Source organism: Thalassotalea fonticola (assembly GCF_032911225.1).
GTDB classification, from domain to species: domain Bacteria; phylum Pseudomonadota; class Gammaproteobacteria; order Enterobacterales; family Alteromonadaceae; genus Thalassotalea_A; species Thalassotalea_A fonticola.
Genome location: NZ_CP136600.1, coordinates 3,420,654 through 3,444,080, shown reverse-complemented (window position 1 = coordinate 3,444,080; position 23,427 = coordinate 3,420,654). Strand labels below are relative to the sequence as shown.

Genomic DNA, 23,427 nt, shown 5'->3' with positions numbered 1-23,427 from the left:
GTTACAGTTAATTTCTAAGATACATTTTAATATTAGATAATGTGTTTTTTTATCAGTTTGCTCTAGTTTTTTTGATAGAGTAATTAGTAAATCAATTAATAGGCTTCATTTATGACAGTTTCTTCCACTAGACCTTATAGAGGCATATACCCTAAATTATCTGAAAAAGTATATATTGATCCGAGCAGTGTATTAATTGGTGATATAACTTTAGCTGCCAACGTTAGTATCTGGCCTTTAGTGGTAGCACGCGGTGATGTGAATCATATAACTATCGGCGCAAATAGTAACATTCAAGATGGTAGTGTATTGCATGTCACTCGCAAAACCACCAAATTTCCTGATGGCTATCCTCTAGTTATAGGTGAGGAAGTTACCGTAGGTCATAAAGTAATGCTGCATGGTTGTACTTTGGGAGATCGTATTTTGGTCGGCATGGGCGCCATTATAATGGACGGTGCAATTGTAGGTAATGATTGTATTATAGGAGCAGGTTCTCTTGTACCACCAAATAAGACATTAGAGCCTGGATTTTTGTATGTTGGTAATCCAGCAAAACAAAAGCGGCCGCTTACCAATGAAGAGTTAACTTTTTTACGTGAAACTAATGCAAATTACGTGCGCTTAAAAGATGAGTATATTGAAGCTCAAGATAAATAGTTACAAATTGATTTAACCTGACTATAGCCAGATCTCATTATTCTCATCTGGCTCATTATCTTCTAACCACTCTTCGACTTGTTCTTCCCAGTCAAACTTATCTGCTTGGCTAGCTGTTGAAGTCGAATGAGCAATATAGATATTTATCAAGTTACCCGACATTAATCCGGTAAAGTGCCATATTTTTTTAGCTACTATATAGGAGTGGTCATCATTAAATAAAATAGCCTGGTTCATTAATCAATGCCTTGCAATTTATTTCTTAATTTCGCTAATACTTGGCTTTGCTGCGGCTTTACTTTTCTCCAAATAAAAAAGCTTTCTGCCGCTTGCCCTACTAGCATGCCTAAGCCATCAATCACTAGTTGAGACTTATGTTGAGAGCACCACTTTAAAAATGGACTTAATTCAGCGCCATATACCATGTCATAACAAACTGTATTTGTAGTAATACAGGCAGGATTTAAGTCGGGTAAACTTGCCGACAAACTTGCTGATGTCGCATTAATGATTACATCAAATGTTGTTTTTGCTGTTTCTGAGTAGCTGATTGCACAGATTTTTTCATCATTAAAGCGAGCCGCCAGTTGTTCCGCTTTCTCGGTTGTTCTGTTTACAATAATAATCTGCTTAGGGTATTCAGCCAGTAAAGGTAAAATGACACCGCGAGCTGCGCCTCCAGCTCCCATTAATAATATTGTTTTATTAGTTAGTTGCACATTATGGCTTTTTAAATCATTGACTAAGCCAACGCCATCGGTGTTATCTCCATAAATGTTTCCATCAGCAAAACTTAAGGTATTAACAGCGCCAGCACTTGCTGCTCGATCTGTTAACTGATCACACATTTGCATTGCTTGCTCTTTAAAAGGTGCTGTTACATTAGCCCCTTTACCACCCGCAATAATAAATGCTGATACTTCAGCCTTAAAATCAACTTCTTCTGGTTGTTTTTTTGAATAACTTATATCTTGCTGTGTTTGCTCGGCAAACATTTGATGAATGAGTGGTGACTTTGATTGAGCAATTGGGTTGCCAAATACGAGATATTTGTCCATGAGCACTAATTATGATGAGTTTTGTTAAGAGTAACGAAATATCATGCGAATGGGAATTACAAATTTATAACATCCCTGTTAAGATGGCATTCCTTCATCCCTGAAGTAAAAAAGCCAGTTATATAGTAAATATAACTGGCTCACATAGGGTTATACCAGTCTGCATAAGTATATAATCACCCAAAGGGCGATGCTAAAAGAATTTTAGGCTGCGTTAAACATTTTTTCAGTGGAATAACCACAGTACAAAATGAAAGCCTTGCCTAAAAATCTCTTAGTATCGCTGAGTAACTCATTCCTTATGCAGAATGGTATTATTTACTTAAACTAATCAAAACTTGTAACCAAGCATTACCGAGTAAACCATTGGGTCTACATCAACATCTGCAGAGCCAGTAATTGAATCGCCAATTTTAAAGTTAGCTTCTGTACCAATATCAATGTAACGAGCTGATGCATTGATATGCCAGCTATCATTTAATTGATAATCAGCGCCAACTTGTACAGAAAACCCAAATGAGCCATCTAATTCCAAATCATTAAAGCCAAGGCTTTCAGGGGCTGATTTAAACTCTTCATCAAAGAAAATTGTGTAATTCAAACCCGCACCAACATAAGGCATGAAGTTAGAGCCAGTATCAAAATAGTAAATTGCACTAACGGTCGGTGGTAACTGAGTAACTTCGGCTAAAGTTATGCCGTCAACATCAACACCAAATACTCCTTCAGAGATCCCTTGTGGATCATGAATCTTAACATCGTGAGTAAATGGAGTTGCGGCAAGTACCTCAATAGCCCAATTACTGTCAAAAAAGTAAACAAAATTTAAACCCAATTGGGTATTATCATCCACTGATACCGATAGTGGTGTATCACCGCCCAAAGCAGGAACGTTAACACCCGCTTTGCTATCATCAGGGCTAACCATAGTTAAGCCACCACGGATAACAAAATCACCAGCTTCGTATGAAGCAGCTACTGCTGCATTACTAGCTAATAAAGAAACTACAGCTAAACTCATTAAATTCTTTTTCATGGCTCTTGCCTTACATGTTAATATTGTCAAAATTTGTAATGGATTGTAACCACAAAAAAAGTAGGGATATTGATTTAAAACAAATTTTTTCTGATACTAGGCAAAAGATAATAAAATAAATAACTTATGAATAACTTCCAACCGAACAATGTTAAAAGCTGGTTAAACCGGTACTTAATTGTTAACTTTATCATTACGCTTTTTATAGCCTTAAGATATTTATCACCGCACCCCTACCCAGATAGTGTTATCTCATCAATTTTCTTACTTACCTACAGTGTTGCTCACCTAGGATTACTCGCTCTATTACTTGCCGGTGTGTTGCATTTATTGGCTAAAATAATAAGGCACTACCTGGCTATACGCTTTATCGCCATCATCCTGGTTTCTTTAGCCTTATCGCTGTTACTTGCCGATACCTTTGTTTATCAACAATATCGATTTCATTTTAATGGAATTGTTCTCGAACTGATGGTTGAAGGTGGCACTGAGATATTCAGCTTTTCATGGCAACTATGGACTTTGATCAGCTTAATTATTTTAGCGTTTTTTGCCGCACAAATATTTTTAAGTGAATTGCTCAGAAACAAATATGTGCAAAGCCACTTTTCATTAAAAACGCCATTAAAAATATGGTTTATATTGTTATTACTTAGTCATGGTATTCATACCTGGGCAGATGCAATGTTTGAAAAGAACATTACTCAGCAAGCGCGTTATTTACCTATATCCTTTCCATTAACAGCAAAAAGCTTTATGGCCAAATTTGGGGTGGTTAATATAGAAGCGCAAAAACAACAGGCTTTGTTAAAACAGAAAAAGGTTAAATCTGCAATTAATTATCCGATAATGTCTATGCAGTGTAAGGCTCCAGAGCAACAAAAAAATATACTGATGATCACTTTAGATTCATGGCGTAGCGATATGATGGATGCCAAGATGGCTCCGGCCATTCAAAGCATTGCTAATAAAGGTACTCACTTTAAGCAACATCACAGCGGTAGTAATAACACCCGGCATGGCATGTTTAGCCTATTTTATGGCATTCCTGGTCATTACTGGCAACCTATTTTAGATGCTCAACGCTCACCTGTTTTGATGGATGTGCTTAAACAGCAAAGCTTTGAAATGGGCATTTTTGCCAGCGCAAAGCTTACCAGCCCAGAATTTGATCAAACGTTATTTAGTAATGTAGATAATCTTCGAACTCATTCAAAAGGTGATAAGCCTTTTGAGCGCGACATCGATATTACTAAAGACTTTATTGCATGGCACAAAAATAAAACCAGTGAAAAACCCTTTTTTGCTTTTATGCTTTTTGATGCTGCCCATGGATTTTCAATTCCTAAAGATTTTGAGCGTAAATATACACCTTCTTTAGATGATATTAATTATATGGCGTTGAATGATGATTATGATCCCGGACCTTTTCTAAATTTGTATAAAAATTCTATCTATTTTATCGACTTACAAATTAAGAAAGTAATAGAACAATTGGGCGATGAAATAAGCAATACCATTATTATTATTACCGGAGACCACGGCAAAGAGTTCAATGACAGTAAAAAAGGGTTTTGGGGACATAACTCTAATTATTCAAGGTATCAGACTCAGGTGCCATTAATTATTCATTGGCCAGATGCTAAGCAGCAACTCTATCAGGCTCAAACGAGCCATTATGATATTGCACCAACGTTACTTACAGATGCTCTTGGTTGCAGCAACAATAGCGATGAATATAGTTCTGGTCAGTCATTATTTGCAAAACAAGAACACAGCTGGTTGATCTTTGGCCGTGATGGTTATTATGCGATAAAAGATAATCAACAATTAAATGAATTGGATCGTTTGGGTAACTTTACAATTTTTGATAATGACTACCAAGAAATACCAGACGGTAAATTGAATATGAAAGTGGTGTTAGAAGCAATGGAAGAGTTACGCCGCTTTAATAAATAATAAAAAAAGAGCTCTCTTTGTTGAACCAAGAGAGCTCTTTTATGTCATTGGATTTGACGTAAGTTTATAACCAGTTTTGTGGTTTTAAATAATGCTCATAAAGCTCTGCTTCTTGGCTGCCAGCTGTCGGTTGATAATTATATTCCCATCTCGCCAGTGGCGGCATAGACATTAAGATAGATTCTGTACGGCCACCCGATTGCAAGCCAAATAAAGTGCCACGATCAAATACCAGATTGAACTCAACATAACGTCCACGACGGTAAAGTTGAAATTGGCGTTGTTGCTCGGTGAACGGTGTGTCTTTACGTTTATTGATGATAGGTACATAGGCGTCGATAAATCCTTGCCCTACTGCTTTGATGTAATTCAAACAAGTATCAAAATCCCAACAATTTAAATCATCAAAAAATAAACCGCCCACACCGCGTGTTTCATCTCGATGTTTTAAATAGAAATACTCATCACACCATTTTTTGTGCTCATCGTAAATATTATCACCAAACGGCGCACATAAGTCGGCAGCGGTTTGATGCCAATGCACAACGTCTTCTTTTACTGGATAAAATGGCGTTAAATCAAAACCTCCACCAAACCACCACACTGGCTTTTCACCTTCTTTTTCGGCAATAAAGAAACGTACATTAGCATGAGATGTTGGAATATTAGGGTTTTTAGGATGGATTACCAGAGAGACACCACATGCTTGCCAAGTACGGCCAGCCAATTCAGGCCGATGAGCTGTAGCAGATGGAGGTAATTTATCGCCACTAACGGTTGAAAAGTTAACGCCGCCTTGTTCAATTACCGCACCATTGGTTAATACTCGGGTTCGGCCACCGCCGCCCTCTTCACGTTGCCAATTATCTTCAATAAATTTAGCACTCCCATCTGCTTGTTCTAAAGCAGAACATATTTGGTCTTGCAATGACTTTAAAAATTCAATCACTTGTTCAATATTAGTTTGGCTCATGAACGGTATACATCTCCTGTTAGTGCATTAATAATTGTTGATGGTTTATCAAAACCTAAAGTTTCGCCTTTAATCAAAAAATCGATTCGATCACCGAAAGCTGCTTCCACTTGTTGCCATGTATCTGCGGGTGCAGCGCCGGTTAAATTAGCGCTCGTTGATACGATTGGTTTATTAGTAGCATTACATAGCGCAACAACATCCGGCTGGCTAGTTACTCGAACCGCAATGGTGGCAAAGTCGCCGGTTAAATACTTCGCAATAGATGGGTTTGCCGGCATAACCTGAGTAATGCCATCAGGCCAACGAGACAATACGCTATAGCGTTTATCTTGAGGGATTTTACTGTCATCTATGTAAGGTAATAACTGCGAATAATTACCCGCAAGTAAAATTAAACCTTTGCTAATCGAGCGCTGTTTTAATTTTAACAGACACTCTACGGCCGAGGGGTTATCAGGGTCACAACCTATACCAAATACAGCTTCCGTTGGATAAGCAATTATTCCGCCCTGTTCGAAGGCTTCTTGGGCTGAAGAATAAGTAGCAAGTGGATTGTCAGAGTTCATCTAAGCACTAAACTTTTACGGTCAATAAAAATGCGATCATTATATCGTTTTAAACGAATGACCGCATTGATTTGTTTAGGCAGAGCTTATTTAAGCGGTTTCTGAAATATTCTCAAATAAGTTTTTTACTTTTTCTCTTAAAATGAATTTCTGAATTTTACCAGTTGAAGTTTTTGGCAAATCAGCAAAAACAATTGTTTTAGGGCATTTGAATCGCGCCATATTTTCTCGGCAAAATTCAATGATTTCACATTGGGTAGCATGCTCACCCGGCTTTAAACTAACAAAAGCACAAGGTGTTTCTCCCCAGGTATCATCTTTTCGAGCAACAACGGCAGCTTCCATTATCGCCGGGTGGCGATATAAAACACCTTCAACTTCAACAGATGAAATATTCTCACCGCCTGAAATAATAATATCTTTTGATCTGTCGCGGATTTCTAAATAGCCATCAGGATGTTTAACGGCTAAATCACCTGAATGAAACCAGCCGCCTTTAAAGGCTTCTTCTGTGGCGGTAGGATTTTTTAAATACCCTTTCATCGTGGTATTACCGCGAAACATTATCTCACCAATAGTTTCCGCATCTGCAGGAACAGGCAACATTGTTTCAGGATCCAGTACATCAACATCCTCTTGAGTTGGGTAGCGGATCCCTTGCCTTGCTTTTAAAGCTGCACGTTCATCACTGGTTAAGTGATCCCACTCTTGTTTCCATGAGCTTGCCACACAAGGGCCATAAACTTCAGTTAAACCATAGGTTTGGGTAATATCAAAGCCAAGTTTTTCCATACCTTTGATCACTGCTGCGGGTGGCGGTGCACCAGCAGTCATGGCTTTAACCTTGCCAGTTAATTTCTGAGTCAGTTCTTCTGGGCCATTTAACACCATATTTAACACAATAGGCGCCCCACACATATGGGTAATATTATGTTCAGATATTGAATTAATGATAGCGCCTACTTCGACTTGGCGTAGACATACATGCGTAGCCGCCATAGCAGTAACAGTCCAGGGAAAACACCAACCGTTGCAATGAAACATTGGTAATGTCCATAAATACACTGAATTTTCATCCAATGGCCAGATCATATTATTCCCAAGCGCATTTAAATAAGCTCCACGGTGAGAGTACACCACACCTTTCGGGTTGCCAGTTGTGCCCGAAGTGTAGTTTAACGCCATAGCTTGCCATTCATCTTCAATAACTGGTTGCTCGAATGATAAATCACCTTCAGCTAATAACTGTTGATATTCCACCTCACCCAAGCGTTCTCCCCCCTGGCTTTGTGGATCATCGATATCGATAATAAGCGGGCTTCTACTTGATAGCGCCACGGCTTTTTTCATTACCCCACTGTAGGCGGTGTCCGTTAGTAAAACGTCACACTCGGCATGATCAAGAATAAATGCAAGGTTTTCGGCATCTAGGCGAGTATTTAAAGAATTAAGTACTGCCCCTAACATAGGTACTGCAAAGTGGGCATCTAAAAAAGCAGGGATATTCGCTGCCATAACGGTTACTGTTGTACCTTTTGTCACACCGCGTAGTTGTAATGCTGAGGCTAAACGATTTACATTTTGTTGAAATTCGCTGTAAGTATATTGTTCATTACCATGAATAATGGCGGTTTTATCAGGATATAACTCAGCGCTGCGTTTAAGAAAGTTGACTGGACTTAGGGCTTGATGATTTGCTGCAACTTGAGCGAGTCCATTAATATACATATCTGACATGGTTTCACCTGAATAATTTATCTATGTTATATAAATAATGGATTAGGATAGGTAAATTTACAATTCTACCTTAGTCTAGCAATCTGGTTATTTTGAGAACGAATAAAATCACTGAGAAAAGTTGGGGATTTAGTGAAACAAGGGTATAATGCGCGCTTATTTTTTGACCCGTTGGGTCGGCACTTATTACCCACTTAAACACAACCAAAAGGTATTCTTTGATGACTGTAGGTATCATTATGGGGTCAAAATCAGATTGGCCAACAATGCAACATGCGGCAGAAATGCTTGATTTATTAAACGTTCCTTATGAAACCAAAGTTGTTTCAGCACACCGAACGCCTCATTTGTTGAGCGAATATTCAGAATCAGCAAAAGAGCGCGGCATCAAAGTAATTATTGCAGGGGCTGGCGGCGCAGCCCACTTACCAGGTATGACAGCAGCTTATACAAGCTTGCCAGTATTGGGTGTTCCGGTGCAATCGAAAGCCTTAAGCGGTCAAGACTCTTTACTATCTATTGTACAAATGCCTAAAGGTATTGCTGTAGGTACGCTTGCAATTGGTGCTGCAGGTGCAGCAAATGCAGGTTTACTTGCTGCACAAATTTTAGGAACACATGATGAAAGCATTATGGCTAACATCGACGCGTTCCGTAAAACCCAAACAGAAACAATTTTAAACAACCCTAACCCGGCAGAATAAAAGTTATGACAAAGGTACTTGTGCTTGGCGCTGGTCAATTAGCGCGAATGATGGATTTAGCAGGATCACCACTAAATCTTGATATAACTGCATTTGACCCAAGAACGAATAGAGTCGTGCACCCTATTGCTAACGATTATGTCTTGGGCAATCTAGAAGATGGCATCAACAATGCCGATGTCATTACTGCTGAATTTGAACATTTAGCTCATGATGTTCTTGAAAAATGTCAGGCCAGTGGCAAATTGCTGCCAAGCAGTACAGCAATAAAGGTTGGTGGTGACCGCCGTCTTGAGAAGGACTTGCTTGAATCTTGTCAAGTTGCCAATGCCACACACAAAATCATTGCCAATTACGATGATTTTAAAATGGCGCTTAGCCAGTTATCCTTGCCTATTATTTTCAAGAGTGCTCTAGAGGGTTACGATGGCAAAGGTCAATGGCGCTTAAAGTCAATGGATCAGGCTGAAGCAATTTGGACTGAGATGGCAGACTTTATTGAACAAGCTAAAACCTCAGTTCCACAAGCAATTGTTGCCGAGCAAATGGTGCCATTTGATCGCGAAGTTTCCATTGTTGGTGCTCGTAATAGTAAGGGCGAGATTGCTGTTTATCCTGTCACTGAAAACCACCACACCAATGGTGTGTTAAGCGTATCTTTAGCACTGCCTGTTAGTACTGAATTACAACAACAAGCTTTTGAGGTCTTCAGTAAAATAACGCAAGCACTAGATTATGTAGGTATTTTAGCCATCGAATTTTTTCAAGTTGGTGATGAATTATTGGTAAATGAAATTGCGCCGCGTGTTCATAACTCTGGTCACTGGACTCAACAAGGAGCTGACACTTGTCAGTTTGAAAATCATTTACGTGCAATTTGTGCGCTACCACTTGGCAATACTGAATTAATACGCCCAACAGCAATGGTTAATATTTTAGGTGAAGATTCACTGCCTGAAGCGGTACTCGCCATGCCTGGAGTTGCCATACATTGGTATGAAAAAGAAAAGCGTGCTGGCCGTAAAATGGGTCATATCAACCTTTGTGCTAATAGTGACATCGAATTAGCTAATAAATTAGTTCAGCTAGCAGACATTTTAGATGCTCATGCTTACCCTGATTTAGCTGACTTTGCTCAGCAATTAAAACAAAAAGTTAGTATTTAATTAGAACTGCAACAATAAACAATAAAAAAGACGAGATTTGCTCGTCTTTTTTATCTTCAGGAATGTTTGACTGAATAATTATTTATGGATGTGCGAACATTTTTTATCGGCACATTGTAAAATATCACCTGCGGCCATGGAGCGGGATAACAACAGTTTAAAACCACACTTTTCACAGCTACCAGATACCGGCTTATGGTTAATAGCATACTTGCATTTTGGGTAATTATCGCAGGCATAAAAGGTTTTACCATAACGGCTCTGCTTTTCTGCTAAATGCCCCTTTTTACATTTTGGGCAATGCACATCTTCGAAAACTTCACTTGCTTCTTGTTCGATATGGGAACACTCAGGAAAATTGGTACAACCAATAAATAAACCATAGCGACCTTGTTTAACAGCCAGTTCACTTGAACACTCAGGACATATACTACCTGCTAGGATTTGCGTTTCAAATTTCTCTTGTTCGATAACAGGACGAGTGTAGGTACAAGTTGGATAATTGACGCAACCAAGAAATGCGCCAGCTTTAGAATTTTTAACGGCAAGCTCACTGCCACATTCTGGGCATACCTCATAGGCCTTTTCCAGAGCGTGTTCGTGTTGAGAAAATAATGGTTTGCTATCTTTAGTCATAAGAACTCCGTTAAGGGGCTATTATGACATAAAAATAGCGAATTAATTAAAGCAAAGTTATGCTTTTTTGATGTTAGTTAGTGTAGAGGGCCTTCACACTCATCAAAGATTAAATCTTCCATCTGAGAGTAAGCAGACTCTTTGCCTGGCACATTAAACAACACCATTAATACAACCCACTTTAAATCATCTATATTAAAGTCTTTAGTATCAAGCTCCATGACTCGGTCTACAACCATTTCTCGGGTAGTAAAATCAAGTACATTAACTTGCTCTAAAAACATTAAAAAACCTCGACATTCGACGTCTAGAAAGCGAGTTTCTTCAGGTGTATAAATACGTACTGATGTACCCGGACGACGAGTAAGGTATGGGTAAGCATCTGTATTTTGTAGCGCAGCCAGTTTTTCTAACCATGATAGAGCTTTGTAGATCTCATCTTGATGAAAACCTGCTCGGGTTAACTCTTCAGTAAGTAGATCATGATCTACCATTACCTCAGCTTCGCTGTGGATATAGTTTTCAAAAAGGTACATAAGAATATCGAACATAACTAGCCCCTTTTAAGTGATTGAACTTATGCAATTTATTGTTTTAGTTCAATTTGATATAGCCTCCCGGTACCGCAGTTACCAGACCTCTAAGCTCTAGCGTCATCAATCGGGTTAAGACCTCCTCTGTGGGAAGCTGACTCCGAGAAACTACTGTGTCTACGGAAGTAGTTTCATAATCCACACTACGCAACAATGGATCGATAAACAAGTCTTGTTGGTCACTTTTTTGGTGTTTTTTTTGCTCATTTTCGGCCTTATCTTTATACAGACCAGTTGTGACGGGGAGATCTAACAAGAATAAAATATCCTCTACTTCATCCACCAACGTTGCCCCTTGTTTTATTAAACTATGGCAACCTTTGCTTTGTGGATTATTAATTGCGCCAGGCATAGCAAATACCTCACGATTTTGTTCAATTGCCATCCTTGCAGATATCAATGAACCACTTTTGAGCTGTGCCTCAACCACAAAAACACCTAGACTCATCCCGGTAATTATACGGTTGCGCTTGGGAAAGCATCCGGGGTTTGGTTTAGTACCAGGTAAATATTCACTGATAATGGCACCACCACAAGCAAGTATATCTTTTGCGAGTGGTTTATTTCGGGCAGGATAAACAATATCTAACCCCGTACCGACGACAGCAATAGTCGGCATATTCGCCGTTAATGCGCCTCTATGAGCCGCAGAGTCTATTCCTAAAGCCAACCCGGAAGTAATAACAATATCTTCTAAAGACAGTTGATAGGCAAACTTTTTAGCCAGCTCCCTTGCACTGATTGTTGCTGATCTAGAGCCGACCATAGCTAACTGATACTGATTTAATAAACTCAGGTTACCCTGGCCAAAGAGCAATATAGGTGGGTTTTCAGTTTGCTTTAATAGTTTAGGATAATATTCATGGTGTAAACCGATAACAGTTATTTTATGTTGCTGACAACAAGAGATGATTGCATTTATTTTTAGCCAATCTGGCTGACAAATGGCGCTAGTTTGGGTTTGGTTGAGCCCTAGACTGGTTAAAGTACTTTTTGAAAGCTGAAATAATTCGATTAAGCCAAATTCATCCAGTAAATTGATTTTGATATTACTGGCTAAACGAGGAATTAGCTTCAGCGCTAACCAGTAATGATCGTTAGATATTTTTTCTGACATATTCTCATCCTTAAGAATTATACCAAGTTGACTAATTATCTGCTCATTGCCTCAAAACAAGGTCAGTATTATTTTTATTGCCTCATTAAGGGCCGCTTACATAATCTTCTATGCGAACTGCTTTAGTTGTTGATAACACAATGGCATAACTGGTTTTTTCCATTACCTTAAATACCATTAAGTGGCCAATATTCTCCATTGGCATACTAATACGTTTATCACTATCATTTGGGCGTGTTAAACGGTACCAAAATGATGCATCTTCTTCATAAACTGGGCCGTCTGCTGTTTCAATAACATCTGGGCTTTGACGATTAATGGCGTAAACCTCACCCATATTTAATTGATGGTTGGCACCTTTGTTTAGCAATACAATTTCAAATTTGCCAAACTCACGAGCCAAGTTATATGAGCTAATCATCCGTGCTTGTAACTCTTTGTCCTTAACTGTTTGCATCGCATAAAATGACGGCAAAAGCTGTCCTTCATTAACCGCAATAACAACATCGCCTGCTCTAACTTCACGTTTAGACGATTCTAAAAATGCTGTTGAAGGCTCTTTATTTTCCTCGTTACCATTACGAATGCCTTTGGCAGTTCCTACCAGTATAGCGTAATAACCTAAATGCTCTTTAGATTCAGGATCTAAAATTTCATCACCTTTATGATAAATCGCGTAATTTTGCCCTGCTTTTAACTCACCTTTGACGTAAATTTTAGCCCCTTCCATATTTGATTTATACTTTTCATCACCACCTAAAATATAAGATGACGAGTCAATATCTGCTTGGCTCAGCACAGTAGAATAATTTAAATAAGGCGCCAAATGCTCCAACGGTAAAATAGTGATCGGATTGCTATCTTTTAAGGTTTTTCTACCTTGTGGCGACCATTTTAATTCAGGCTTGCCCTTAACCAGCATAGGTTGGCCACTTTCATCATAGACAAGGCGCAGCTCATCACCAGGATAAATTAAATGAGGATTATTGATTTCAGGGTTTATGCGCCAAAGCTTTGGCCACAACCAAGGTTCATTTAGAAATATGCCAGAAATATCCCAAAGGGTGTCGCCTTTTTTGACCACATAGGTTTTCGGAGCATCATCTTTAATTTGCAACTCGTCAGCGAGGACAAGTAATGATGTAAACAGACAAAATATTGTTATTAGTATTTTTTTATACATGCTGATTGGTCCATTTCAAGCAATTTACTGCCTCAGTAAGCAGATAATTCTACTTGCTGAGTATAAAGCCCTATTATTACTAGAAAATAATGGCTAAAATTAAAACATAACACTCTATATCAATTATCGCTAATTGTTTTGCAAATATTATGACTATTTTAAATGTATTACGCTTCCCGGATGAACGCCTAAGAACTGTTGCTAAAGAAGTAACCGAAGTCAATGATGACATTAGAAAAATTACTGAAGACATGTTCGAAACCATGTATGAAGAAAACGGTGTAGGCCTTGCCGCTACACAAGTAAATATTCACCAACGAATTGTGGTAATCGATGTTTCTGACGACAAGTCAGATCCCTTAGTACTGATTAACCCAGTTATTACCGAAAAAAGCGGTGAAATAATGATAAACGAAGAAGGTTGTTTATCTGTTCCTGGAAATTACGCAAAAGTTGACCGCCATACTGAAGTAACGGTAACGGCTCTTGATGCTCAAGGTAAGGAATTTACGCGACAAGCAAGTGAGCTTCTCGCTATTTGTATTCAACATGAACTGGATCATTTGCAAGGTGTTTTATTTATTGACTATTTGTCACCATTAAAGCGCCAGCGCATTAAAACAAAATTAGAAAAAGCAGCACGTTTAGAAGCCAAAGCTTAGGGAACCGTATTGTCAAAACCATTAGATATAATTTTTGCTGGCACACCACATTTTGCTGCCGAGCATTTACAAGCGTTAATTAATTCTGAGCATAATGTAAAAGCGGTCTACTGCCCGCAAGATAAACCGGCTGGAAGAGGTAAAAAGCTAACCGCTTGTGCGGTTAAACAACTTGCTGTCGAGCATAATATTCCTGTAGAGCAACCGGTTAATTTTAAAAATGAGGCAGATCAACTTGTTTTAGCAAATTACCAAGCAGATGTAATGGTGGTGGTTGCTTACGGGTTATTACTACCGCAAGTGATATTAGATACCCCAAATTTAGGTTGTGTAAATGTTCATGGTTCATTGTTACCTCGCTGGCGCGGAGCTGCCCCTATACAGCGTTCGTTAGAAATGGGTGATAGTGAGACCGGCGTTACGATCATGCAAATGGATAAAGGTTTAGATACTGGCGCCATGCTGTTAAAAGCCAGCTGTCCTATTACCAATATTGATACCAGTGCGACTCTCTATGAAAAACTTGCTCTGTTAGGGCCAAAGGCTTTATTGGAAACGATGAGTCAAATGGCGTCAGGAACTCATATTGCTGAACCACAAGACAACACTTTGGCAAACTACGCTGAAAAACTAAGTAAAGATGAAGCCGAACTTGATTGGTCATTAAGCGCCGATATTTTAGATAGAAAAATTCGTGCTTATCAACCATGGCCTTTTGCGCAAATCACTTTTAACGATAATGGCAAAGAGCAACGTATTAAAGTGTGGCAGGCACAACCATTAGCTGAACAATCAAAAGAACCTATTGGCACAATTGTTAATGTTGATAAAACTGGAATAACAGTGGTTACAGGACAAGGTTGTTTAATACTAACCAGCTTACAATTGCCAGGAAAAAAAGCCATGGCTGTCGCCGATATTTTAAATGGTCGCGCAGATTGGTTTGTCGTCGGTAACCTGATAACAGGTAACGCTGTGGAAACAAATAATGAGTAAAAACGTTCGCGCCATTGCTGCTCGCTGCCTTTATGCTGTTATCGATCAAGGTCGTTCACTTTCAGAAGAGTTACCCAAACAGCAATTATTGATTGAATCAGGTAAAGATAAAGGCTTACTGCAAGAGCTTTGTTATGGTGTGCTGCGCTATTTACCAGAGCTTGAACAGCACGTACGACGCTTTGTTAAAAAACCATTAACCGGCAAACAAAGAGTATTTCACTTTTTAATGATGGTTGGTATCTATCAAATAAAGTTCACTCGTATTCCCGACCACGCTGCCGTAGCTGAAACTGTTGCAGCAACAGCAATATTAAAAAACCGCCATTTAAAAGGCATGGTTAATGCGGTATTACGCAGTTACCAACGAGATCCTGAGCTGGCTAACCTTGAGCAACTTGCCGACCCTGTTCGTTACAACCATCCGGGCTGGTTTATTAACAAAATTAAAGCTGGTTATCCTGATAATTGGCAGCATATTCTTGAACAGAACCTGCAACGTCCACCTATGTGGCTTAGGGTAAATCAACAAAAATCAACCGTTGAAAATTACCTTAGCTTGTTAACTGAACAAGAAATTGTGGTTAAACAAGTAGCCCCTGTAAGCCAAGCTATTTTGCTAGAGCAAGCAACTGATGTTACCAAGTTGCCTCATTTTGAGGATGGTTGGGTATCGGTTCAAGATGGTGCTGCACAAATGGCGGCGCCACTATTAGATGCTCAAGCTGGTGACAATGTTTTAGATTGTTGCGCAGCACCTGGCGGTAAAACCTGTCATATACTTGAGCTAGCGCCTAACATTAAAGCAATGACAGCCATCGATGTTGAAGAGTCAAGACTCATACGAGTAAATGAAAACCTGACACGTTTGGGCTTAAATGCGAAAGTTATAGCTGGTGATGCGGCAAACCCTGAGCAATGGTTTGATGGTGAATTGTTTGATCGAATTTTACTCGATGCTCCCTGCTCTGGTACTGGTGTAATTAGAAAAAATCCCGATATAAAATGGTTAAGGCGAGCAACCGATATTGATGCGCTAGTAATATTACAAAAACAGATACTTAACGCTATTTGGGCATTATTAAAACCGGGCGGTACAATGGTTTATGCCACCTGCTCAATATTACCTGAAGAAAATTGCCGACAAATAACAAACTTTATTGCTGAAACACCGGATGCAGTTTTAGAGTCACTAGTAATTGCTGAACAAAGTAATGACTGGCAAATATTACCTGGCGATAATTCTATGGATGGCTTTTATTATGCCAAACTCAGTAAAAAGTGCTAAGTTATACCAAGTGACATAAATGTACCAAAAAACAATAATAGTATTAAGTAGTTAAAAATTAATGAAAAAGATCATCATTTTAGGTGCAGGACAAGTCGGCGGAACCTTAGCCGAAAACCTGGTGGGCGAACACGAAATCACCCTAGTTGATACTGACACTAATAAATTACACGAGCTTCAGGATAAGTTTGATCTGCAAGTTGTTACGGGTTATGGCAGCCATCCGGATGTATTAGCAAAAGCAGGTGCTGAAGACGCCGATATGCTAATCGCAGTAACCAGCGATGACGCAACTAACATGCTAGCCTGCCAAATCGCGTTTTCATTATTTAGCACGCCAACAAAAATTGCTCGTATTCGCTCGGAGCAAATCTTAAAGCATGAAAAAGTTCTTTTCCATAATCAAGATATTCCCGTTGATTTCGTTATTGCCCCAGAGCAATTGGTAACTAAAGATATTGCTCGGTTAATTGATTACCCCGGCGCCTTACAAGTTCGTGAATTTGCTGGCGGTAAAGTATCCTTAGTTGGTATCCGTGCCTACTATGGTGGCTTACTCGTTGGCCATGCTCTGTCAGCCTTACGTGAGCATATTCCAAATGTAGATACTCGAGTTGCAGCAATCTACCGTAAAGGCAAGCCGATCAGACCTCTCGGTACTACAGTTATTGAAGCCGATGATGAAGTGTTTTTCATTGCCGCAACTAAACATATTCGCGCCGTAATGAGTGAATTACAGAAACTTGAGGCTGCTTATAAAAGCATTATGATTGCTGGTGGCGGTCATATTGGTTCAGGTTTAGCTAAAATTTTTGAAAAAAATTATCAAGTTAAGATCATTGAACGTAACCCTAAACGCGCTGAAAAATTATCGAACGAATTAAATAATACCTTAGTTTTTATTGGCGACTCTTCAGACAAAGAGTTGTTGGTTGAAGAACATATCGACCAGGTAGATGTATTTATTGCTGTAACTAACGATGATGAAGCTAATATCATGTCTTCAATGGTAGCGAAAGGTTGTGGTGCTAAAAAAACCATCGCTCTAATTCAGCGTAATGCTTACCACGATGTTATTCATGGCAACATTCTAGATTTAGATATTGCTGTATCCCCACAACAAGCGACCATATCGGCATTGTTAACCCACGTTAGAACCGGTGGTATTGTTAATGCTTATAGCTTACGACGCGGCGCTGCAGAAGCTGTTGAAACGATAGCTCATGGTGATGAACAATCATCGAAAGTTATTGGCAGAGAAATTCAAGACATTAAATTACCGCCAGGTGCGACTATTGGCGCAATTGTTAGGGGCGATGAGGTATTAATAGCCCATTCCACGACGGTAATAAAATCAGATGATCATGTCATTTTATTTTTAGTTGATAAGAAATATATTCATCAAGTGGAGAAGCTGTTTGCCGTTAGTGCGATATTTTTCTAGGACCAACAAATTGTAATAGATCCCAAAATGAATTTGGGATAACCACCTAGTATAGATCCCAAAATGAATTTGGGATAAAAAAACATATTATTGCTGCGCAATAATGGCGTTTTTTTAATTTCTCCAAAACGCTGGCATGAATAATACTAGCAGGGTGAATATTTCAAGACGGCCAAATAACATCGCAATAATTAACACCCATTTACTAAAATCATTTATGCTGGCAAAGTTTGCAGCCACTTCGCCTAAACCTGGGCCTAGGTTATTTAAACAAGCAGCAACAGCGGTAAACGCGGTTATCTCGTCAATACCAGAGGCCATTAATAACACCATACAAATAATAAAAATTGCTGCATAAGCTGAGAAGAAGCCCCAAATAGCATCAACAACCTTATCTGGCAGTGCTTTTTGCCCTAGTTTAATGGTTATAATTGCCTTAGGGTGGATCAAGCGGCTAAGTTCACGAATACCTTGTAGATATAACAACACCACTCGCATAACTTTCATACCACCACCAGTACTACCGGCACAACCACCGATAAAGCTGGCAAATATCAGTAGTATCGGAAGCATTGCTGGCCATTGAGAGAAGTTTGTTGTCGCAAAACCTGCGGTTGTACTTATTGAAACCGCTTGGAAGATGGCATCATCAAAGGCTTGCTCAAAATTACTTTCAACACCATAAATTAATAATGAAAAAAAGCAAATCAAGGTTAATACAACTTGGATTGAGATGAATGTTTTAAATTCGGGATCAAAAAAGTAAGTACGAAAGCTCTTACTTGCCCAGGCCGTATAATGCAATGCAAAGTTAACGCCGGCAATTACCAGAAAGAACACACAAATCATGTTAATTAATGTGCTGTCAAAATAGCCCATGGAAGCATCGTGAGTTGAAAACCCACCAATTGCTATGGTTGAAAACGAATGAGATATTGCATCAAAACCAGACATGCCGGCAAGCCAATAACAAAGTGCACAGGCAATAGTTAATGACAAGTAAATATACCAAAGGTGCTTAGCTGTATCAGCTATCCGTGGAGTCATTTTCGAATCTTTTACAGGTCCAGGCGTTTCGGCACGATATAACTGCATGCCACCAACACCTAACATAGGTAAAACTGCCACGGCTAATACAATAATACCCATGCCGCCTATCCATTGCAGCTGTTGCCGATACCATAACACTGCATGTGGTAAGCCATCGATTTGAGTTAAAATTGTGGCTCCGGTCGTCGTTAAACCAGAAAAGGATTCAAAGAATGCATCAGTAATTGATAAATTAGGTGTTTCGGTGAGCATTAGTGGTACTGAGGAAAAACTGGCCAATACTGTCCAAAATAGTACAACAATAAGAAAACCTTCACGGGCCCTTAAATCGCCTTTTTGTGCGCGGTTTGGATACCAAGCAAAAAAGCCGGCACTTAAACATAATAAAAATGCGGTCATAAAAGCAACACCACCACCGTCTCGATAAATAAGTGAGACTAAGCCTGGTGGTAACATGGTGGAACTTAAGATCATTACCAACATGCCCAAAATTCGGGTTATATTACGATACTGCATTGTTTATTTTAATTATTTTATTTTTCTACAGAGTGTTAATGCCAAGAATATAGCATAACCTGCCTGTTAGCCAACTTATATGCTTTTTATCTAAGCAATTACAGCTATTTTGCTACTCTTTAACTTTAGGTATTACTCTACCAGAGGTTAATGTCGTAATGCGTTGGCAGAATTTAACAATGTTTGGAATCGGCATTTCAATTGTCAGGCTAACTTCCATAGCATATTCTTGGCTGATAACCTCACCCTCAAATCCTTGCAACGTATGTTCGATATCTTTCACTTGTTGGTAATCACAAGTGATATACACTTTATCCTTGGGGATCTTTAATATTGTTGTTAGTTCTAACAGAGCTTGCCTTACGCTATTCCCATAAGCTCTTTGTAAACCACCCGTTCCCAGTTTTACGCCACCAAAATAACGAGTGACCACAGCACAAACTTCACCAATATTGCTACCCTGTAAGACAGCAAGCATAGGCCGTCCTGCTGTACCACTTGGCTCGCCGTCGTCACTAAAACCGTAACGTTGACTATCTTCTGGTCGTGCAGAGACAAAGGCATAACAATGATGAGATGCATCAGGATATTGTTGTCTAATTTGCTCAATAAAGTTTTTAACTTGAGTGTTATCACTACAGTGCTTTATTGAGCAAATAAAGCGACTCCGATTAACAATTGTTTCGACTTCTAATTCATCAACCGGGATAAAATATGGGCTAGTATTTACAGGCATATACTAAGAAAGCTTACAATCTCTAGTCATATTTTCAACGCTGGAATCATGGACAATTATGTTGTCTTCAATTCTGATACCACCAAACTTTCGAAAACTATCAACCTTTGCCCAATTAATATATTTAGAATTTCCTGAAGAAGATAGGTCAGTTAAAAATTGGTCAATAAAGTACAAACCTGGTTCAATAGTGAATACTTGCTTACTCTCTATATCTCTAGAGGTCCGCAAAAAAGGATATTCTGCTGGCGCAGGCACATGAGTGCCCGTTTCATCAGCCATAAAACCACCCATATCATGTACTTGTAAACCTAAATGATGGCCAAGACCATGCGGGTAAAATGCTGAAGTAATCCCTTTAGCGACCATAGCTTCAGGTTCTAAATTAACTAATTCAAAGCGTTTTAATATAGCTGCTAATTTGTAGTGGTTGGTGATGTGTAAATCTACATAACTACTATTCGCTTTTAAGCTCTGACCAAGCTCTAATTGCATTTCATTCATTGCCATAATTAACAGCTGAAATTCATTTTCTTCAAACGCATAAGTACGAGTAATGTCAGCTGCGTAACCATTAAAGTTAGCACCAGCATCAATTAAAAATGAATGGTGCTGCAACGGTTTAGTTTGCTCTAATACGGTATAGTGTAATATTGCCGCATTCTCATTAAGCGCAATAATGTTGCCATAAGGCATTTCATTTTCGCCCTGACCTGTTGCTTGTAAATAGGCTAACTGGATCTCAAACTCTGATGCTTTACTATAGAAAGCGTCTTTAGCGGCATTATGACCGACCACCGCTATACGATTAGCCTCGCGCAAACATACAAGATCATATTCGGTTTTATAGGCGCGATGATAATGGAAGTAATTCAACACTAATTCTGGATTGATCAATTCAAACCCTAAATTTTGGGCAACATCTTGATGGGCACCAATATATGCCATGTTTTGTTTATTACTTGGTAAAATAGCTGAAATATCGTCAGCATTGCTCATCAGCTTGATATCAAAAAAAGCAGTCCAGTAATCGTCCGCTAATTTAGTGACTTTGTGCCAAAAATCAGTCGGTTGGTAAAACGCTAAAACAGGCTTATCTTTTCCATTTACAATTAACCAACAGTTTGGCGTGTCAATAATAGGTAACCAGGCTTTAAAGTGAGGATTGGTTTTAAAAGGGTAATACATGTCATCAAGGAAAATTTTTCCTACTTGACCAGCGTGAATGACTAAGGCGTTTATATTTTCACGCTCAAGGATAATTGCGGTGCGTTGTTGCAGCTCGGCTATATGAGCTGGGTAGTGTTTTGCTAAATCTTTCATATCAGTATCATAGTGATAAAAATTATGCGCAGATAATAGCATAGCCAGTAATACCAGTCGATCAGGCTATTCGATCTGCATTTCAATTAATTGGATAAATGGAGACTCACCCTTACCCTGCTTTTGTTGATAAATTTCGGTAAATGCTAAAACACTTTTAACATATCCGCGAGTTTCTTTATAAGGTATGGTTTCTATCCAAGCGTCAACAGGTAAACTGGGTTCAGCTTTTAGCCAGCGATAAACCTTTTTAGGTCCAGCATTATAGGCTACCGTGGCAAGCACAATATTATTATCAAACTTTTTCAGTAAGTAACTTAAATATTTGACCCCTAGCTCAATATTGGTATCAGGCTCAAGAATTTGCCAGCGTTTTAATTTAGATTTATTGATATAGTTTGCTGTGATTGGCTTAACTTGCATCAAGCCCAATGCACCAACCGAAGATGTTGCATCACTCATAAATATACTTTCTTTGCGAGCAATAGCATAAGCCCATGCTTCATTTACGTTATATTTCTTCGCCGCTTTAGAAAACTGATCTTGAAACGGCATCGGAAATCTCACATCCATATCGTTTAATGAACCAATTTGCGATAAAGAATAAATACCACGATCATACCAGCCTTGCTGATGCGCCCATTTAGCCGCCATCATTTGTTCTGTTTCATTCAGCTGTGTCATCCAAAAACCCCACTCTCGTCTAGCCTCTGTCAGGCGATTTAAACGATAAAGTTCAATAGCTCTTTGTCCTGCTTTAAGGTTGCTGATGCTACCATTAAGATGCCCGGGGATATTTATAGGTTTATGATTTAATACGGATTTGTCACCTATTTTCGCTGCAGCCAAAAAGCCGTAGTAGCTGCGCTGGTCGGCTAATTGTTGGTATATTTGCTGCGCTTTATCTGCTTGATTGGTTTGCTCAAACGATCTCGCTAGCCAGTATAACCATTGTCTATCAGCTTGCTGATCTGTAGTTAGCTGTTCAATTTCTGTGGCTAAATTACGAAAATTCCCGCTACGTAAAAGTGCTGCAACACGCCATTGAACAGCACCACTATGAATATGCTCTCTTTCTAAGTTGGTAAACCACAATTGTGCCGTCGGGTCTTCAGAGCGAGCCACAGCAGTAACCAAAGACGTTAGAATATGTTCCTTTTGTTCATTGTTAAATCGGCCCTGTTTATCAGCTTTTTCAAACACCGATAAGGCTAACACCTCATCTCTCCAAACAAGTCGTTTCAAGCCATCAACAATCACTAGTGTTTCTTGTTTATTATTACGTTTTAACTTATTTAGTTGCGCAATTTGTTTGGGTGAGCGCTTAATTTTTTTCCACAACTCAACCAAATACTGCTCTTTTTGCGGCAACAGTTTCAATAAATATTTTACTAAACCATATTTTCTTTTTTGCTGAGCCAGCATAACTCGCTGCCAAATTAACTCATTAGTTCGGAACCCTTTTTTAGTCCACAGCGAGAATAACTTGTCACACTCTTTTGGTAATGACTCACCATTTAGCCAAAGTTCAGTTATTTTGGGCAATACCGTGTTTTTATTTACCCCTGTATCTAACTGATATTGATAATAGTTACAGGTAAATTGTTTATTACGACTCGGCTTATAATATTTTATAAAACGTTTTTTATACTTATACCTAATTAAGTGTAGTAACCATGGTTTACGTAAGCTCCAATCTAACGGCGTGTTATCATATAAACTCAAAAATGCTGATATTTGTTGCTCATTCTTCATCAACAAGTTTTTCTTCAATTGTGCTAATTGAAAATAATCTTGTAATGGATAACCATCAAATTTTTTTAGCTTTGTTTGATATGCAGCAGAATTAATATCCCACTTAACCTCTTCTGCCAGTAAGAAATCAGCTCGAAGGTCATTAAACTCATCAGCTTGTGCAAAAGAGGCCGATAACAAAATTATTCCGAACATAATTTTGAATAACCATGGTAAATACATGTATAACCTTAGGAGGAGTGAATAAATAATACTTGTTTATATTA

At 38.9% G+C, this 23,427-nt stretch carries 22 protein-coding genes; 8 read left to right on the top strand and 14 right to left on the bottom strand.

Going from position 1 to position 23,427, the window contains the following annotated elements; translation table 11 throughout:
• Window positions 1-111 precede the first annotated feature (111 nt).
• On the top strand, window positions 112-660 hold the full coding sequence (locus RI844_RS14070) for a gamma carbonic anhydrase family protein (protein ID WP_348395305.1): 549 nt from the start codon (window positions 112-114) through the stop codon (window positions 658-660).
• Between the two features lie 21 nt (window positions 661-681).
• Here RI844_RS14070 and RI844_RS14065 read toward each other — a convergent pair whose 3' ends face one another.
• The 3 genes from RI844_RS14065 to RI844_RS14055 form a co-directional block, all read right to left on the bottom strand.
• A complete protein-coding gene (locus tag RI844_RS14065; RefSeq protein WP_348395304.1) occupies window positions 682-897 on the bottom strand; it encodes a hypothetical protein in 216 nt (71 codons plus the stop codon).
• Window positions 897-1,718, bottom strand: a complete 822-nt coding sequence (gene aroE, locus RI844_RS14060) for a shikimate dehydrogenase (RefSeq protein WP_348395303.1) — start codon at window positions 1,716-1,718, stop codon at window positions 897-899. Before aroE ends, RI844_RS14065 begins: the two co-directional genes overlap by 1 nt.
• A gap of 331 nt (window positions 1,719-2,049) precedes the next feature.
• Window positions 2,050-2,754, bottom strand: a complete 705-nt coding sequence (locus tag RI844_RS14055) for an OmpW/AlkL family protein (RefSeq protein WP_348395302.1) — start codon at window positions 2,752-2,754, stop codon at window positions 2,050-2,052.
• Window positions 2,755-2,880: 126 nt separating this feature from the next.
• On the opposite strand from RI844_RS14055, the gene RI844_RS14050 reads away from it, so the two are divergent.
• Window positions 2,881-4,713 (top strand): DUF3413 domain-containing protein, encoded by a 1,833-nt coding sequence (locus RI844_RS14050; RefSeq protein WP_348395301.1) that lies wholly within the window; start codon window positions 2,881-2,883, stop codon window positions 4,711-4,713.
• 64 nt (window positions 4,714-4,777) lie between these two features.
• Here the strand turns inward: RI844_RS14050 and hemF are convergent, their stop codons facing one another.
• The 3 genes from hemF to RI844_RS14035 all read right to left on the bottom strand — a co-directional run bounded on the left by hemF (window position 4,778) and on the right by RI844_RS14035 (window position 7,992).
• Window positions 4,778-5,686: an oxygen-dependent coproporphyrinogen oxidase gene (gene hemF, locus RI844_RS14045; protein ID WP_348395300.1), complete on the bottom strand. Its 909-nt coding sequence runs from the start codon at window positions 5,684-5,686 to the stop codon at window positions 4,778-4,780.
• Complete coding sequence (locus RI844_RS14040; RefSeq protein WP_348395299.1) at window positions 5,683-6,255, bottom strand: Sua5/YciO/YrdC/YwlC family protein; 573 nt, start codon at window positions 6,253-6,255, stop codon at window positions 5,683-5,685. Before RI844_RS14040 ends, hemF begins: the two co-directional genes overlap by 4 nt.
• Window positions 6,256-6,345: 90 nt before the next feature.
• Complete coding sequence (locus RI844_RS14035) at window positions 6,346-7,992, bottom strand: acyl-CoA synthetase (protein ID WP_348395298.1); 1,647 nt, start codon at window positions 7,990-7,992, stop codon at window positions 6,346-6,348.
• Window positions 7,993-8,213: 221 nt separating this feature from the next.
• Here RI844_RS14035 and purE point away from each other — a divergent pair, with 221 nt between their 5' ends.
• Entirely contained in the window at window positions 8,214-8,696 is a 483-nt protein-coding gene (gene purE, locus RI844_RS14030) for a 5-(carboxyamino)imidazole ribonucleotide mutase (protein ID WP_348395297.1), read from the top strand.
• 5 nt (window positions 8,697-8,701) lie between these two features.
• Window positions 8,702-9,862 (top strand): 5-(carboxyamino)imidazole ribonucleotide synthase, encoded by a 1,161-nt coding sequence (locus tag RI844_RS14025; RefSeq protein WP_348395296.1) that lies wholly within the window; start codon window positions 8,702-8,704, stop codon window positions 9,860-9,862.
• A gap of 78 nt (window positions 9,863-9,940) precedes the next feature.
• Here the strand turns inward: RI844_RS14025 and RI844_RS14020 are convergent, their stop codons facing one another.
• The 4 genes from RI844_RS14020 to RI844_RS14005 all read right to left on the bottom strand — a co-directional run bounded on the left by RI844_RS14020 (window position 9,941) and on the right by RI844_RS14005 (window position 13,391).
• A complete protein-coding gene (locus RI844_RS14020; protein ID WP_348395295.1) occupies window positions 9,941-10,498 on the bottom strand; it encodes a DNA topoisomerase family protein in 558 nt (185 codons plus the stop codon).
• Window positions 10,499-10,575: 77 nt separating this feature from the next.
• Window positions 10,576-11,049, bottom strand: coding sequence for a DUF494 family protein (locus RI844_RS14015; protein ID WP_348395294.1), 474 nt, complete (start codon window positions 11,047-11,049; stop codon window positions 10,576-10,578).
• Window positions 11,050-11,092: 43 nt separating this feature from the next.
• A complete protein-coding gene (dprA, locus tag RI844_RS14010) occupies window positions 11,093-12,208 on the bottom strand; it encodes a DNA-processing protein DprA (RefSeq protein ID WP_348395293.1) in 1,116 nt (371 codons plus the stop codon).
• An 85-nt stretch (window positions 12,209-12,293) separates the two neighbouring features.
• Window positions 12,294-13,391: a LysM peptidoglycan-binding domain-containing protein gene (locus RI844_RS14005; RefSeq protein ID WP_348395292.1), complete on the bottom strand. Its 1,098-nt coding sequence runs from the start codon at window positions 13,389-13,391 to the stop codon at window positions 12,294-12,296.
• Between the two features lie 149 nt (window positions 13,392-13,540).
• On the opposite strand from RI844_RS14005, the gene def reads away from it, so the two are divergent.
• The 4 genes from def to trkA all read left to right on the top strand — a co-directional run bounded on the left by def (window position 13,541) and on the right by trkA (window position 17,781).
• A complete protein-coding gene (gene def / locus RI844_RS14000; protein ID WP_348395291.1) occupies window positions 13,541-14,053 on the top strand; it encodes a peptide deformylase in 513 nt (170 codons plus the stop codon).
• A 9-nt stretch (window positions 14,054-14,062) separates the two neighbouring features.
• The gene (gene fmt / locus RI844_RS13995) at window positions 14,063-15,049 is read left to right on the top strand and encodes a methionyl-tRNA formyltransferase (RefSeq protein WP_348395290.1); all 987 of its coding nucleotides are present in this window, start codon (window positions 14,063-14,065) and stop codon (window positions 15,047-15,049) included.
• Window positions 15,042-16,337, top strand: a complete 1,296-nt coding sequence (gene rsmB, locus RI844_RS13990; RefSeq protein WP_348395289.1) for a 16S rRNA (cytosine(967)-C(5))-methyltransferase RsmB — start codon at window positions 15,042-15,044, stop codon at window positions 16,335-16,337. The genes fmt and rsmB overlap by 8 nt, the downstream gene beginning before the upstream one ends.
• A gap of 61 nt (window positions 16,338-16,398) precedes the next feature.
• Entirely contained in the window at window positions 16,399-17,781 is a 1,383-nt protein-coding gene (gene trkA, locus RI844_RS13985; RefSeq protein ID WP_348395288.1) for a Trk system potassium transporter TrkA, read from the top strand.
• 114 nt (window positions 17,782-17,895) lie between these two features.
• Here the strand turns inward: trkA and RI844_RS13980 are convergent, their stop codons facing one another.
• The 4 genes from RI844_RS13980 to RI844_RS13965 all read right to left on the bottom strand — a co-directional run bounded on the left by RI844_RS13980 (window position 17,896) and on the right by RI844_RS13965 (window position 23,356).
• Window positions 17,896-19,347, bottom strand: coding sequence for a TrkH family potassium uptake protein (locus RI844_RS13980; RefSeq protein ID WP_348395287.1), 1,452 nt, complete (start codon window positions 19,345-19,347; stop codon window positions 17,896-17,898).
• Between the two features lie 112 nt (window positions 19,348-19,459).
• Complete coding sequence (locus tag RI844_RS13975; protein ID WP_348395286.1) at window positions 19,460-20,083, bottom strand: YigZ family protein; 624 nt, start codon at window positions 20,081-20,083, stop codon at window positions 19,460-19,462.
• Between the two features lie 3 nt (window positions 20,084-20,086).
• Window positions 20,087-21,406, bottom strand: a complete 1,320-nt coding sequence (gene pepQ, locus RI844_RS13970; protein ID WP_348395285.1) for a Xaa-Pro dipeptidase — start codon at window positions 21,404-21,406, stop codon at window positions 20,087-20,089.
• 66 nt (window positions 21,407-21,472) lie between these two features.
• Complete coding sequence (locus RI844_RS13965) at window positions 21,473-23,356, bottom strand: transglycosylase SLT domain-containing protein (protein WP_348395284.1); 1,884 nt, start codon at window positions 23,354-23,356, stop codon at window positions 21,473-21,475.
• Between the last annotated feature and the right edge of the window lie 71 nt (window positions 23,357-23,427).

Bases quoted from the DNA above. Each gene is read 5' to 3' on its own strand.
- RI844_RS14070 (WP_348395305.1), top strand. From the start codon at position 112: ATGACAGTTTCTTCCACTAGACCTTATAGAGGCATATACCCTAAATTA.
- RI844_RS14065 (WP_348395304.1), bottom strand. From the start codon at position 897: ATGAACCAGGCTATTTTATTTAATGATGACCACTCCTATATAGTAGCT.
- aroE (WP_348395303.1), bottom strand. From the start codon at position 1,718: ATGGACAAATATCTCGTATTTGGCAACCCAATTGCTCAATCAAAGTCA.
- RI844_RS14055 (WP_348395302.1), bottom strand. From the start codon at position 2,754: ATGAAAAAGAATTTAATGAGTTTAGCTGTAGTTTCTTTATTAGCTAGT.
- RI844_RS14050 (WP_348395301.1), top strand. From the start codon at position 2,881: ATGAATAACTTCCAACCGAACAATGTTAAAAGCTGGTTAAACCGGTAC.
- hemF (WP_348395300.1), bottom strand. From the start codon at position 5,686: ATGAGCCAAACTAATATTGAACAAGTGATTGAATTTTTAAAGTCATTG.
- RI844_RS14040 (WP_348395299.1), bottom strand. From the start codon at position 6,255: ATGAACTCTGACAATCCACTTGCTACTTATTCTTCAGCCCAAGAAGCC.
- RI844_RS14035 (WP_348395298.1), bottom strand. From the start codon at position 7,992: ATGTCAGATATGTATATTAATGGACTCGCTCAAGTTGCAGCAAATCAT.
- purE (WP_348395297.1), top strand. From the start codon at position 8,214: ATGACTGTAGGTATCATTATGGGGTCAAAATCAGATTGGCCAACAATG.
- RI844_RS14025 (WP_348395296.1), top strand. From the start codon at position 8,702: ATGACAAAGGTACTTGTGCTTGGCGCTGGTCAATTAGCGCGAATGATG.
- RI844_RS14020 (WP_348395295.1), bottom strand. From the start codon at position 10,498: ATGACTAAAGATAGCAAACCATTATTTTCTCAACACGAACACGCTCTG.
- RI844_RS14015 (WP_348395294.1), bottom strand. From the start codon at position 11,049: ATGTTCGATATTCTTATGTACCTTTTTGAAAACTATATCCACAGCGAA.
- dprA (WP_348395293.1), bottom strand. From the start codon at position 12,208: ATGTCAGAAAAAATATCTAACGATCATTACTGGTTAGCGCTGAAGCTA.
- RI844_RS14005 (WP_348395292.1), bottom strand. From the start codon at position 13,391: ATGTATAAAAAAATACTAATAACAATATTTTGTCTGTTTACATCATTA.
- def (WP_348395291.1), top strand. From the start codon at position 13,541: ATGACTATTTTAAATGTATTACGCTTCCCGGATGAACGCCTAAGAACT.
- rsmB (WP_348395289.1), top strand. From the start codon at position 15,042: ATGAGTAAAAACGTTCGCGCCATTGCTGCTCGCTGCCTTTATGCTGTT.
- trkA (WP_348395288.1), top strand. From the start codon at position 16,399: ATGAAAAAGATCATCATTTTAGGTGCAGGACAAGTCGGCGGAACCTTA.
- RI844_RS13980 (WP_348395287.1), bottom strand. From the start codon at position 19,347: ATGCAGTATCGTAATATAACCCGAATTTTGGGCATGTTGGTAATGATC.
- RI844_RS13975 (WP_348395286.1), bottom strand. From the start codon at position 20,083: ATGCCTGTAAATACTAGCCCATATTTTATCCCGGTTGATGAATTAGAA.
- pepQ (WP_348395285.1), bottom strand. From the start codon at position 21,406: ATGAAAGATTTAGCAAAACACTACCCAGCTCATATAGCCGAGCTGCAA.
- RI844_RS13965 (WP_348395284.1), bottom strand. From the start codon at position 23,356: ATGTTCGGAATAATTTTGTTATCGGCCTCTTTTGCACAAGCTGATGAG.